The sequence below is a fragment of the Neisseria sp. N95_16 genome (assembly GCF_002551535.2).
Taxonomy (GTDB): domain Bacteria; phylum Pseudomonadota; class Gammaproteobacteria; order Burkholderiales; family Neisseriaceae; genus Neisseria; species Neisseria brasiliensis.
Map to the genome: position 1 here is coordinate 17053 of NZ_PDBT02000006.1, position 13327 is coordinate 30379.

9 protein-coding genes are annotated in these 13327 nt (G+C 51.5%); 4 read left to right on the forward strand and 5 right to left on the reverse strand.

Going from position 1 to position 13327, the window contains the following annotated elements; all coding sequences use genetic code 11:
- Positions 1–326: 326 nt before the first annotated feature.
- A complete protein-coding gene (locus CRG49_RS01780) occupies positions 327–1055 on the reverse strand; it encodes an ankyrin repeat domain-containing protein (protein WP_095501685.1) in 729 nt (242 codons plus the stop codon).
- 259 nt (positions 1056–1314) lie between these two features.
- Positions 1315–1845, reverse strand: a complete 531-nt coding sequence (locus CRG49_RS01785) for a transposase (protein WP_095501684.1) — start codon at positions 1843–1845, stop codon at positions 1315–1317.
- 830 nt (positions 1846–2675) lie between these two features.
- Between CRG49_RS01785 and CRG49_RS01790 the strand changes: the two genes are divergently transcribed.
- On the forward strand, positions 2676–3371 hold the full coding sequence (locus CRG49_RS01790; protein ID WP_195714687.1) for a VIT family protein: 696 nt from the start codon (positions 2676–2678) through the stop codon (positions 3369–3371).
- A gap of 214 nt (positions 3372–3585) precedes the next feature.
- Here CRG49_RS01790 and CRG49_RS13460 read toward each other — a convergent pair whose 3' ends face one another.
- Positions 3586–3858 (reverse strand): hypothetical protein, encoded by a 273-nt coding sequence (locus CRG49_RS13460; RefSeq protein ID WP_229436953.1) that lies wholly within the window; start codon positions 3856–3858, stop codon positions 3586–3588.
- Between the two features lie 420 nt (positions 3859–4278).
- On the reverse strand, positions 4279–7131 hold the full coding sequence (uvrA, locus tag CRG49_RS01800; RefSeq protein WP_095501682.1) for an excinuclease ABC subunit UvrA: 2853 nt from the start codon (positions 7129–7131) through the stop codon (positions 4279–4281).
- Between the two features lie 160 nt (positions 7132–7291).
- Here uvrA and CRG49_RS01805 point away from each other — a divergent pair, with 160 nt between their 5' ends.
- The 3 genes from CRG49_RS01805 (at position 7292) to CRG49_RS01815 (ending at position 11957) form a co-directional block, all read left to right on the forward strand.
- Complete coding sequence (locus tag CRG49_RS01805; protein WP_095501681.1) at positions 7292–8140, forward strand: phosphatidylserine decarboxylase; 849 nt, start codon at positions 7292–7294, stop codon at positions 8138–8140.
- Positions 8141–8272: 132 nt separating this feature from the next.
- Positions 8273–9484 carry a GTPase HflX gene (gene hflX / locus CRG49_RS01810; RefSeq protein WP_095501680.1) on the forward strand — a complete coding sequence of 404 codons (1212 nt, stop codon included), beginning with the start codon at positions 8273–8275 and terminating at the stop codon, positions 9482–9484.
- A 22-nt stretch (positions 9485–9506) separates the two neighbouring features.
- Positions 9507–11957 carry a heavy metal translocating P-type ATPase gene (locus tag CRG49_RS01815; protein WP_095501679.1) on the forward strand — a complete coding sequence of 817 codons (2451 nt, stop codon included), beginning with the start codon at positions 9507–9509 and terminating at the stop codon, positions 11955–11957.
- Positions 11958–12341: 384 nt separating this feature from the next.
- Here the strand turns inward: CRG49_RS01815 and CRG49_RS01820 are convergent, their stop codons facing one another.
- Complete coding sequence (locus CRG49_RS01820; protein WP_095501678.1) at positions 12342–13235, reverse strand: LysR family transcriptional regulator; 894 nt, start codon at positions 13233–13235, stop codon at positions 12342–12344.
- Positions 13236–13327: the final 92 nt, after the last annotated feature.

A 13327-nucleotide genomic window follows, 5' to 3' on the forward strand; every position in this document is an offset into this window, starting at 1 on the left:
TGAAACAAGGGGTATGGCGCAGACACGCAAGCGGTGGGCGGGTGATGCGGGCTGCGCTTGCTACATCTGAAATCGCAAGCGTTGAACCGTCGGTAGAGTGTGTGGTGTAGCCACGCACGCGGTGTGGGGTTATGCGGGGATTCGGGTTGTTTTTTATCTCAACGAGTTTTATAAAAATGAATAGAAAAAGGCCGTCTGAAATCAATGATTCAGACGGCTTTGAGTGTATGGATTGACCGATCCCAACCAACACGCGTGCCTTAGGGCTCACATCCTACATCTGACGATGCTTTCAGACGGCCTATAGGATAGACGTGTAGCGGCTTTTATTTCTGACAATCCGATTTGCCCGTTTTATGGTTGATTGCACCTTGCGCAACCAAGTATTCCACCACCGCTGTATGGCCTTTTTCACAAGCAAACGACAGCGCGCTTTGGTCTTTTTTGCTGACCAAATTCAAATCCGCACCTTGCGAATGCAGATATTTCACCGTTTCCAAGCGCCCGTTGCTGGCCGACACAATCATCAGCGTTTCCGCATCGTCTTCCACCGTTTGATCGTTCAAATCCGTTTCCGCGCGCAGCAGGTTATGCACTTTCTTCACGATATTGGTGTTTTTACCCAAAGTCGCCGATTTCAAAACGTTATACACATCGCCGCGGTCGGTCGCACGCAAGTCGGCACCTTTTTCAATCAAATAGTCGGCAATGTCTTCATAGCCGATAAACGCCGCCCAGCCCAAAGCCGTTTGCCCCAAAGCCGCTTCGTCTTTTGCTTCCGAATCCTGACCGGCTTCCACCATCTGCTTCACCTTGGCAAAATCGCCGCGTTTTACCGCATCAAACCAAGCCGCATCTTTGCCTTCCGACGGCTTCTCGTAAAAAATACGCCAGCGCAGCTTATCCGGATTGGCAATATCTTTCATTTCCGCACGGCTCAAACGCCAGCCCTTATCCGCCGCAGGGCTTGAAGCTTGAAGGTTTTGCGCAGAATGGCCGTTGCAGGCCGCCAAAGCAGTCAGGCTGCATAAAGCAAGCAACAAGGTTTTATTCATCATCGTTTCCTTATCTGAAAATCAAACGAGGTTTGCTATATTTCGGCTGCTATTAGTAACACAGATTAGCGGCTGCACGCAAATTTGCGGGGGGAGGAAAAGGCCGTCTGAAACATCGGTTTCAGACGGCCTTGCGTATGGGGATTGCTTAACCCAAACAACGCGTGCGTGCCTTGGGGTACACACCCTAGCAAGCGTTAAATCAGAGGTAGTGTGTGGCGTGGCCACGCACACGGTCGCTTGTTTGCTTACATTTCCATCATTCCCCAAAATTCATTATCCGGGTATCAATCGTTCCACCCCAATCCGGCGGCAATAAACCATCGCGCACAAAGCGGTGAAACGAAGAAAACGGCCAATCTTTCACACAATCCGAAAAACCATGCTTCACCGGATTGAAATGCACATAATCCACCACGCGCCGCAAATCCGCATAATCGCGCACGGTATGCTCATAAAAACGGCGCTGCCAAATCCCCTTTTCACGCCGCCGCTGCTTGCTGGCGGATAAAACAGTCGAAGCAGCAAAATGATGTGAAAAACGCGTTTTGATTAAACGCCAGCGCAGCGGATAATCACTGTCGCCATCGGGCAAAGTCCAAACGGCATGAAGATGATTGGGCATGACACAAATGGCAACCGTTTCAAACGGATGGCGTTTTTGCACAAAAGCATAGGCTTCACGGAGCAGGTCGATATGCTCAACCAGCAAACGCGATTTCGGGTCGGCAAGTTTGACGGTAAAGAAAAAAGTACCGCCAGCGACGTAGCTACGGCGATAGCGCGACATTTGTTTCCCTTGTGATTATTTTGATTCGTGTCATCATAACAAAGGGAGTAAGAAAGCAAAAGGCCGTCTGAAACATCGGTTTCAGACGGCCTTACGTATAGGGGGATTGCTCAACCCAACGAACGCGTGCGTGCGTACCGCACACACCCTACACCTGAAATCAGCAATCGGTGAATCAGCGGTAGGGTGTGTGGCATAGCCACGCACGCGGTTAGATGGAGCATACAGGCTACGTTTGCTACACGTTGACTTTAGGTTTCATGCAGGCTACGGCTTGCTGATGGGGTTAAAAATACAGTTGCTACACCTGGATCGGCAAGCGTTAGTAGGTGTGTGGCGCAGCCACGCACGCGAGTAGATAGAGTATAAAAGGCTACGCTTGCTAAAAGGTAAGGACGAAGTCAAGTCTAAGTCCAAGCGAAAAGGGCAGAGCAAAACCAAAGTGTGAAAGACTCAGGCTGATTGGTATCCGAGCCGTCTGAAAACCGAACAACAGGTTTTCAGACGGCTTGAGACTGTTGTAAAATCCCTGATTTAGCCTACAAACAGGTAGCCGTCATTGTCGGGCTTAGACACGACAATCCGGCTCTTGAATCTCAGAGATTTAAGTTCAAAGAAAGTTTATTTGATTCAATGGTTTAATTTTTGACATTCTGGGCAAGGTGATTGTTGGGGAACAGTTGGATTGTCGGGTCTAAGCCCGACAATGATGAGTTTTAAGCTTTGCAAAGGTCTTGGCTTTTGTGGTTTCAAAAGGTGCTTGCCAATGGGTACGCTGCTGGTTTGAAGTAGGTGTATAGTGGAGAAAAAACGCATATAGGGTATTACTGATGAAAACAAAACATAATGAACACCATTTGAGTCACCGCAATAACTGGCTGCGTGCCGGGGTGCTGGGGGCGAATGACGGGCTGATTTCGACTGCCAGTCTTTTAACCGGCATGGTGGCTGCGAAGCCGGACTTCCATACGCTGCTGTTAGCCGGAGCATCGGCATTGGTTGCCGGGGCAATTTCGATGGCGGCAGGGGAGTATGTGTCGGTGTCCAGCCAAGCGGATACGGAAAAAGCCGATATGAAGATGGAAAAGCGTGAGTTGGCACTGCACGCCGAAGAGGAGTTACAAGAACTTGCCACAATTTACCAAGAGAGAGGCTTAACGCCGGAATTAGCACAAGAAGTGGCGAAACAGCTAACCGGACACAATGCCCTAGATGCCCATATGCGCGATGAGATTGGGATCAGTGAAGAGACGTTTGCGAATCCGTTGCAAGCGGCGTTTTCTTCTGCGGTTGCCTTTATTGTTGGGGCAGCTATTCCGATGTTGGTGATTTTGCTCTTACCATTGAATATGCTTTGGACTGCGTTAATTGTTTCGACGCTAATCGGACTTGCAGGCTTAGGTTATCTTTCAGCGAAACTGGGTGGCGCACCAGCTCGCCCTGCAATGATGCGTGTGGTAATTTGGGGTTGTGTGGCAATGGGCGTGACGACCTTGATTGGTAAGTTAGTCGGTATAGCTGTGTAAAAAGTGTAAACAACCCGACGATTTCCATTGCTTGTAGGAAATGGTCGGGTTGTTTACACAACAGGTTGAGAAAAATAAGTCTCTAAAACCTCAAAAAGGGTGTCGCTTTTCAAGCTTCTGTGGGGCTTGACGGTTATAAAAGTTAACAAAACGGCATAACTCTTTTGCCGGTGCACCAAATCCTTAAACGGATGCTGGTCATGCCACATTTCCATTAAGGTAGGATAACCCACTCGCCTTTACCATTGGTTTGTGGCCAGGCAATACAGGTAAATTTTTGGCTTATGTTGTTTTGCACACAGGCAATCCCCAACGGATGCTCCGCATTGCCACGATATTCTACACCGTTGTCGGAATAGGAGCATTCGATGGTATAGGGAAAATCTATCACATCTCGCAAAAGAAATTGGGCTGCGATGGCTGCTGTACGGTCTGGCAATATTTCAGCATACGGTTCGCGGGGAAAATCATCAATGGCAACTGACACGGTATTGTTGCGTCAACAAAGTGACACTGATTTTATCTTGCGTATAAGCGCGCTAAATGACCCGGTGGTTATGCGGGGTTAGCCGGGTATTTTTATGGATGTTCATGCAGTATTGTCTTTCAAATACTATACTGTAAACAACGCTAGCTTTTCCTGCAAATAAAGCGAGGCCATCTGAAAAAATTCAGATGGCATTTTTCAATGAAAGGTAAGGTGCATGCCCAAGCATGCGCGCGTTTGTTGATAGAACAGCGAAACAAAATAACCCGATTGAGTCAGCGGTTTCCAGAGTAGGAAATAAAACAAAGCCGTCTGAAAAGTTTCAGACGGCTTTGAATATGAAGCCCAAAGAACGCATGCATGCTTGGGAATGCCCCCTACGTGTTGATTTTAGGTTTCATGCAGGCTATGGATTGCTTTTTATTGATTTAAAATATTTCTCAAATACTTCCCCGTATAACTCCCTTCAATCTTCACCACTTCCTCCGGCGAACCCTTAGCGATAATCCGCCCCCCTCCATCACCACCTTCCGGCCCTAAATCCACAATATAATCCGCCGTTTTAATCACGTCCAGATTATGCTCGATAATCACAATCGAGTTGCCTTTGCCTTTCAGACGGCCTATTACCTCTAATAACAAGGCAATGTCGGCGAAATGCAGGCCTGTGGTCGGTTCGTCGAGGATATACAGGGTGCGGCCGGTGTCGCGTTTGGATAATTCTAAGGCGAGTTTGACGCGTTGGGCTTCGCCGCCGGAGAGGGTGGTGGCGGATTGGCCGAGGCGGATGTAACCGAGGCCTACGTCCATCAGGGTTTGCAGTTTGCGCGATACGGTGGGCACGGCATCGAAGAATGCTCGTGCTTCTTCCACGGTCATGTCCAGCACTTGGCTGATGTTTTTGCCTTTGTATTGGATTTCGAGGGTTTCGCGGTTGTAGCGTTTGCCGTGGCACACTTCGCAGGGCACATAGACATCGGGCAAGAAGTGCATTTCTACTTTAATCACGCCGTCGCCTTGGCAGGCTTCGCAGCGGCCGCCTTTGACGTTGAACGAGAAGCGGCCGACGTTGTAGCCGCGTTCGCGGGCAAGTGGTACGCCGGCGAACAGGTCGCGGATGGGGGTGAACAGGCCGGTGTAGGTGGCGGGGTTGGAGCGCGGGGTGCGGCCGATGGGGGATTGGTCGACGTTGATCACTTTGTCGAGGTGGTCGAGGCCGCTGATGTCGTCGTAGGGTGCGGGTTCTTCGTGGGCGCGGTTCAGCTCGCGGGCGGTGATTTTGGCCAGCGTGTCGTTAATCAGGGTGGATTTGCCGCTGCCGGATACGCCGGTGATGCAGGTAATCAAGCCCAGCGGCAGTTCGAGGGTGACGTTTTTGAGGTTGTTGCCGCGCGCGCCTTTTAAGACCAGCATGCGGTCAGGGTTGACCGGTGTTCTTTCAGACGGCACGGGAATGGTTTTGCGGCCGCTGAGGTATTGGCCGGTAATGGAATCTTTGCTTTGGGCAACTTTTTCCGGTGTGTCAGCAATCAAGACATTGCCACCGTGTTCGCCCGCACCCGGCCCCATATCGATGACGAAATCGGCTTCGCGGATGGCATCTTCGTCGTGTTCGACCACAATTACGCTGTTGCCCAAATCACGCAGGCGTTTGAGGGTGGCGAGCAGGCGGTCATTGTCGCGTTGGTGCAGGCCGATGGAAGGTTCGTCTAACACATACATCACGCCGGTCAGGCCGCTGCCGATTTGGCTGGCCAAGCGGATGCGCTGCGCTTCGCCGCCGGATAGGGTTTCGGCGGAGCGAGACAGGTTGAGGTAATCGAGACCGACGTTAATCAGAAAGCCCAAGCGCTCGGTGATTTCTTTGAGGATTTTTTCGGCAATTTGCTGCTTGTTGCCTTCTAAAGCCAGCGTTTCAAAGAAATTTAAGGTTTGGGTGAGCGGCCATGCGGAAATTTCGTGCAAAGGTTGTTTGCCGACATAAACATAACGCGCTTCTTTACGCAAACGCGCGCCGCCGCAGCTCGGGCAGGCGCGGTGGCTTTGGTATTCGCGCAGTTTGTCACGGATGGTTTCGCTGTCGGTTTCGCGGTAACGGCGTTCCATATTGGGGATAATGCCTTCAAAAGCATGGCTGCGTGTGAATGTGCCACCGCGCTCGGAAAGGTATTGGAATTCAATCACTTCCTTGCCCGAACCGTGCAACACGATTTTTTGGATATTGGCCGGTAATTCTTCAAACGGTGTTTTCACGTCAAAATCATAATGCGCGGCAAGCGATTGAATCATTTGGAAATAAAACTGATTGCGCTTGTCCCAGCCGTCAATCGCACCGGCGGCCAAAGACAATTCGGGATGTGCCACCACGCGCTCAGGGTCGAAGAAATTATTACTGCCTAAGCCGTCGCAGCTTGGGCAGGCACCGACCGGATTATTGAAGGAAAACAGGCGCGGTTCTAATTCTTGTAAGCTGTATGAACACACCGGACAGGCAAAACGCGCGGAAAACCAATGTTCTTCGCCGCTGTCCATTTCCAAAGCCAGCGCACGTTCTTCGCCGTGGCGCAGTGCGGTTTCAAAGCTTTCGGCCAAGCGCTGTTTGATGTCGGCTTTTACTTTCACGCGGTCGATGACCACATCGATGTCGTGTTTGATGTTTTTTTGCAGTTTCGGCACTTCATCCAGCGTGTACACTTCGCCGTCCACACGCACGCGTGCAAAGCCTTGCGCCTGCAAATCAGCAAAGAAATCAACAAATTCGCCTTTGCGGCCGCGCACGGCCGGTGCCAAAATCATCACGCGCGTGTCTTCCGGTAAGCCCAACACATGATCGACCATCTGCGACACGGTTTGGCTCGACAAAGGCAGGTCGTGTTCAGGGCAATAAGGCGTGCCGATGCGGGCATACAGCAAACGCAAATAATCGTGGATTTCGGTCACCGTGCCGACGGTAGAACGCGGGTTGTGACTGGTGGATTTCTGCTCAATCGAAATCGCCGGCGACAAGCCTTCAATCAAATCGACATCGGGTTTGTCCATCATCTGCAAAAACTGGCGCGCATAGGCGGAAAGGCTTTCCACATAGCGACGCTGGCCTTCGGCATACAGCGTGTCAAACGCCAAGCTGGATTTGCCGCTGCCTGACAAACCGGTGACCACCACCAATTTATGGCGCGGAATATCCAAATCGATGTTTTTCAAATTATGCGTGCGCGCGCCGCGGATGCGGATGGTGTCGTTGTCGGAAGCGTTTTTGTGATGATGGTTGCACATAGTGTTTAGGCCGTCTGAAAATAAAATCAAGAATAGGATATTGTAGCATTTTTCTGATGTTCAACATGGTGATGTGCGCCGTTGATTTTTTCAGACGGCCTGACTATTTACGCCGATAATCCGTTATAATCACCCAAACCCTACGAATAAAGGAATCTGCATGAACAAACCTTCTTATCCGCATCCAATTATTGCCCGCGAAGGCTGGCCATTTATCGCCATCGGTTTTATCGCCAGCGTGTTGGTGACGGCCGTTAATGGCTGGTTGTCGCTGCCGTTTTGGCTGTTTACCATTTTTGCCTTGCAGTTTTTCCGCGATCCGGCGCGCTACATTCCGCAAGATGCGGATGCGGTGTTGAGTCCGGTTGACGGCCGCGTGGTGGTGGTTGAGCGCGCGCAAGACCCATACCGCAAAACCGAAGCCTTGAAAATCAGTATTTTTATGAACGTGTTTAACGTGCATTCGCAAAAATCGCCGGTGGACGGCACAGTTGAAGCCGTTGAATACAACCGCGGCAAATTCCTGAATGCGGATTTAGACAAAGCCAGCACCGAAAACGAACGCAATGCCGTGTTGGTGACCACCGCCACAGGCCGCGAAATTACCTTTGTGCAGGTTGCCGGTTTGGTGGCGCGCCGCATTTTGTGTTACACCCAAGTTGGCCGCAAATTAAGCCGCGGCGAACGCTACGGCTTTATCCGCTTCGGTTCGCGCGTTGATGTTTACCTGCCTTTGGATGCCAAAGCAGAAGTGGCGATTGGGGACAAAGTGACCGGCGTGACCACCATCTTGGCGCGTTTGCCGTTGCAATCACCGGATGCTAAACCGTTTGACGATGCGCCGGTGAATGCGGCTAATGCAGCGCTGCAAACAGTGGCAGCAACAGCCCCGCAAACTGCCGAATCAGTGGTGACAGCTGCGGAAAATACTGCCGAGGTGAGCCAAGCAGCGATTGAAGAAGCGGCGGACAAAGTGCGAGAAGCAGCGGCTAAAGCTGTTCAGTCTTAATAATATGAAATGATGAAAAGGTTTTCAGACGGCCGTCTGAAAACCTTTTTTTATGTGTGAAACAAGCGCACGTTTGGTGTGTTTGACGTAGAATAGGTATTTTGATTCAGGCCGTCTGAAAAAGGAAATCTCTTGAGTAAAGCCCGTTTGTTCCCCGTTGATAAGTCTTTGGAAAAACCCGAGCGCGTGATGTTGGTCGGGGTGATGTTGAGTGCGGATTATTCCGGTGCCAATGAATTGCGCGAGCAGTCTTTTCAGACGGCCTTGGAGGAAGCGGCCGATTTGGTGCGCGCAGCCGGTGGCGATTTGGTACAGATAGAAACTGCCAAACGCGATAAAGCGCATACGGCGCTGTTTGTCGGTAAGGGTAAAACCGATGAGCTGGCCACAGCGGTGAAGCAGCATGATGTGGATTTGGTGGTGTTCAACCACGAACTCACGCCAACACAAGAGCGCAATTTGGAAAAAGAATTGCAATGCCGTGTGCTCGACCGTGTGGGCTTGATTTTGGCGATTTTTGCTAAACGCGCGCAATCGCAAGAGGGTAAATTGCAGGTGGAATTGGCGCAGCTGTCGCATTTGAGCGGCCGCTTGGTACGCGGCTATGGCCATATGCAGAGCCAAAAAGGCGGCATCGGCTTGAAAGGCCCGGGCGAAACGCAATTGGAAACCGACCGCCGCTTGATTAACCAAAAAATCACCGCGTTGAAAAAACAATTGCAAAGCGTACGTAAGCAGCGTGCCACACGCCGCAAATCGCGTGAATCAGGCCGTCTGAAAACCTTTGCCATTGTCGGCTACACCAATGCCGGAAAGTCCAGCTTGTTCAACCGCTTAACCAAGGCTGATGTGTTGGCGAAAGACCAATTGTTCGCTACGCTCGACACCACCGCGCGCCGCTTGTTTTTATCGCATGAAGCCAGTGTGATTCTCACGGATACGGTGGGCTTTGTACGCGATCTACCGCATAAATTGGTGTCGGCTTTTTCGGCTACATTGGAAGAAACGGCGCTGGCGGATGTGTTGCTGCATGTGGTGGACGCATCGAATCCGGATTTTCAACGCCAAATCGATGACGTGAACGAAGTATTGCATGAAATTAAGGCGCATGAAGTGCCGCAATTGGTGGTGTATAACAAAATCGATTTGCTGCCCGAAGGTGAGCGTGAAGCCGGTGTATTGCGCGACCATCGCGGCAAAGCGGTGGCGGTGAATATTTCGGTGGAGAAAAGTTCGGGCTTGGAAGCTTTGCGCGAAGCGATGATTGAATATGCGTTGGCGGATAGGCCGTCTGAAATGGTTTTATGCCATCATTCCTCTTCGTTGCCAACGACAAAAGAATAATTGAAGATTGACGGTTATTATTATGAAAAAAAATTGTTTCCACTGCGGACTCGAAATTCCCGAGCATATTCATTTACCCGTAATTTATGACAATGAAGAGCGCGAAACATGCTGTATGGGTTGTCAGGCAGTGGCGCAAAGCATCATTGATGCCGGCTTGGGCAACTACTACAAACAGCGCACCGCCGATGCGGAAAAAGCCGCTTTGCCCGAGCAGGATATTTTGTCGCAACTGAAGCTCTATGATTTGCCCGAAGTGCAAGCCGAATTTGTCGAAGTGGGCGAGGGTGATGAGCGTGAAGCGGTGTTGATGCTTGGCGGCATTACTTGCGCGGCTTGTGTGTGGCTGATTGAACAGCAATTGTTGCGCCTGCCGGGGGTGAAACGCGTGGATTTGAATTACAGCACCCATCGCGCGCGAGTATCGTGGAATAACGACCAAGTCGCGCTTTCGGATATTTTATTGCGCGTGCAGTCAACCGGTTATACCGCTTCGCCTTATGATGCACAAAAAGTGGAAGAGTCGGCCAATAAAGAGCGCAAACAATTTATCGTGCGCTTGGCGGTGGCAGGTATGTGTGCCATGCAAACCATGATGTTTGCCTTGCCGACTTATCTTTACGGCAATGACATCGAACCGCTTTATCTGCAAATTTTGCATTGGGGCGGCTTTTTGATGGTGTTGCCGGTGGTGTTTTATTGCGCCGTGCCGTTTTATAAAGGTGCGCTGCGTGATTTCAAAAACCGCCGCGCCGGTATGGATACGCCGATTGCGATTGCGGTGTTGATGACGTTTGCCGCCGGTATTTACAGCATGGTGCAAAATACCAGTGAGGGCATGTATTTCGAATCGATCGCCATGTTGATGTTTTTCCTGCTCGGCGGCCGTTTTATGGAACAAATCGCGCGACGCAAAGCCGGTGATGCAGCCGAACGCTTGGTGAAACTCGTGCCTGCGTTTTGCCATCGCCTGAAAGATTATCCGAATAGCGATGAAACCGAAGAAGCCGTGGTCGCCAAATTGCAGCGCGGCGAAATGATTGTGGTGAAACCGGGCGAAGTGATTCCGGTTGACGGCACGGTCTTATCGGGCGAGAGTGAAGTCAACGAAGCCATGCTTACCGGCGAGAGTCTGCCCGTGGTCAAGCGTGTTGACGATAAAGTGATTGCCGGCACGTTCAATGCCGCCAGCCCGCTGATTATCCGCACTGATACCGTCGGCAGCGAAACGCGCTTGTCGCATATTGTGAAACTGCTCGACCGCGCGTTGGCGCAAAAGCCGCGTGTGGCCGAGTTGGCTGAAAAATATGCGTCTAATTTTGTTGCTGCCGAATTGATTTTGGCGGTGCCGGTATTTATCGGCTGGACCCTATACGCCGATGCGCAAACTGCCTTGTGGATCACCGTAGCGCTGTTGGTGATTACCTGCCCGTGTGCCTTATCGCTGGCCACACCGACCGCGCTGGCCGCTTCCACCGGCGCGCTCGCCAAAGACGGCGTGTTGATTGGCGGTAAAAACGCGCTGGAAGCCTTGGGGCAGATTGATGATGTGGTGTTCGACAAAACCGGCACACTCACGCGCGGCGAATTATCCGTCAGCCGCATCATCGCCTTAGGCCGTCTGAACAATGAAGACGGCTTAGCCATCGCGCAAGCCTTGGAGCAGCAATCCGAACACCCGATTGCGCGCGCTATTTTGAATCATGCGCCCGATAATACCTTTTCAGACGGCGTGATTGTCGGACAACGGGTCAACCGCGTCGGCCACGGTGTCAGCGCGCAAATTACTTTTGAAGGACAAACGCAAATCTGGGCATTGGGGCGGGCGGAGTTTGTGGCCGAAATTGCCGGCACGTTGCCCGAAGCAGCCCACATTGCCCACAACGACAGCATGGTGTTTCTCGGCAACCAAAGCGGCTTTCAGACGGCCTTTTTATTGGAAGACGAAATCAAAGCCGGTGCGGCAGAAATGTTGGCCGATTTGAAAGCCAAGGGCATCCGCCTGCACTTATTGAGCGGCGACAGAGAAGCCGCCGTCGCCCATGTCGCCCAAACCTTGGCGCTTGATGCCCATCACGCCGAAGCCACGCCGGAAGATAAATTGAACTATGTCGAATCGCTGCAAAAACAAGGCCGTAAAGTGTTGATGGTGGGCGACGGCATCAACGACGCGCCCGTGTTGGCGCAGGCTGATGTCTCCGTGGCGGTGGCCGGTGGCGCTGATGTGGCGCGTGATGGCGCCGATGTGGTGTTGCTCAACGACGATATGCGCATTATGCCGCAGATGCTCGACCAAGCCCGCCGCACACGACGAATCATTCAGCAAAACCTGACTTGGGCAACCGCCTACAACCTGATTGCCGTGCCTTTGGCGGTGTTGGGCTATGTCAAACCGTGGATTGCTGCGCTGGGTATGAGTTTGAGCTCGTTGCTGGTGTTGGGGAATGCGTTGCGATTATTGAAACGCAAGTGATTTTGGGTTTGCGCGGGTATGGAAGGCCGTCTGAAATCTTTTTCTTAAAATTTTTTGCCGCTTGTCATAATCGTAGGTCGGATACTTGTATCCGACATTTCAAAATACGAAAAATTCCGTCTGAAAGATGATCAAACTTTCAGACGGCATTAAAGTTTAGCTTAATTTTGATTGGGAAGTTGTTATTTGCTTATTGTATATTCAAGAATGTCGGATACAAGTATCCGGCCTACGTTTGCTTGTATCCGACATTTTAAAATACGAAAAATGCCGTCTGAAAGATGATCAAACTTTTCAGACGGCATGAAAACTCAGCTTAATTTTACTTGGGAAGTTGTTATTTGTTTGCCGCATATTCAAGAATGTCGGATACAAGTATCCGACCTACGTTTGCTGGCAACTCTGCACGATTAAATCACGCAGCCATTGGTGTGCTGGATTGCGCTGGGTGCGTTCGTGCCACACTAAGGTAGTGGTGAATCCGAGAATATTGACCGGTGGCGGAAAATGGCTGATGTCGGTTTGTCCGGCAATCAGGCGGTAAGGGGTGACGGCGCATAAATCGCTGTGGCGCACGATATCGGGCAGTGCCAATGCGTTTTGTACCGATACACGGCGGTTGATGCCGATGTCGGCTAGGGCGCGGGCAGGCGTATTGTTGATGGTATGCTCTGATAAAGCGATAACATGCTGCAAGGCGCAAAATGTAGCCAAATCGAGCTGGCCGTGCTGCAAAACGGGATGGTCGGTGCGTACGGCGCAGACGTAATGTTCGTCAAACAAAGCACGCGTATGCAGATTATCCGGTGCTTGCTCGGATGTGGTCAGCACAAAATCGAGTGTGCCGCGCTCCAAATCTTCCTGTATGCTGCGCGGGTTGAATAAGGTAATGTTGACTTGAATATTGGGCGCTTGGTGGTGTAGCGCGGCCAGAAAAGGCGTGACGATGGTGCGCATGGCGTAATCGCTGGCGGCGATGTTGATCTTGAGTTCGGCGCTGGCAGGGTCGAACTCGGGTTCAGCCAGCAAACCTTGCGCCTGCTCGAGAATCTGCTTCACGGGAATGGCCAAGCCCAAAGCGCGGTCGGCGGGTAAAATGCCGTGTTGGGTGCGGATAAACAGGGGGTCGTTGAAACTGTCACGCAGGCGGGTGAGCATGCCACTCATGGCCGGTTGCGACACGGAAAGCTTCTCGGCGGCGCGGGTAACGTTGCGCTCGTCGAGCAGGGCGTTAAGGGCTTTGAGCAGGTTCAGGTCTAGGGTTTTGATGGTTTGCATGGTGGTCGATAAAGGCCGTCTGAACGGGTAAAGTGGAATCGTGATTGAGGCCGTCTGAAAGCAATCGGCTTTCAGACGGCCTGTTATACCGA

Coding starts and splice junctions, on each gene's coding strand:
- CRG49_RS01780 (WP_095501685.1), bottom strand. CDS start 1,055: ATGAATAAAACCTTGTTGCTTGCTTTATGCAGCCTGACTGCTTTGGCG.
- CRG49_RS01785 (WP_095501684.1), bottom strand. CDS start 1,845: ATGTCGCGCTATCGCCGTAGCTACGTCGCTGGCGGTACTTTTTTCTTT.
- CRG49_RS01790 (WP_195714687.1), top strand. CDS start 2,676: ATGAAAACAAAACATAATGAACACCATTTGAGTCACCGCAATAACTGG.
- uvrA (WP_095501682.1), bottom strand. CDS start 7,131: ATGTGCAACCATCATCACAAAAACGCTTCCGACAACGACACCATCCGC.
- CRG49_RS01805 (WP_095501681.1), top strand. CDS start 7,292: ATGAACAAACCTTCTTATCCGCATCCAATTATTGCCCGCGAAGGCTGG.
- CRG49_RS01815 (WP_095501679.1), top strand. CDS start 9,507: ATGAAAAAAAATTGTTTCCACTGCGGACTCGAAATTCCCGAGCATATT.
- CRG49_RS01820 (WP_095501678.1), bottom strand. CDS start 13,235: ATGCAAACCATCAAAACCCTAGACCTGAACCTGCTCAAAGCCCTTAAC.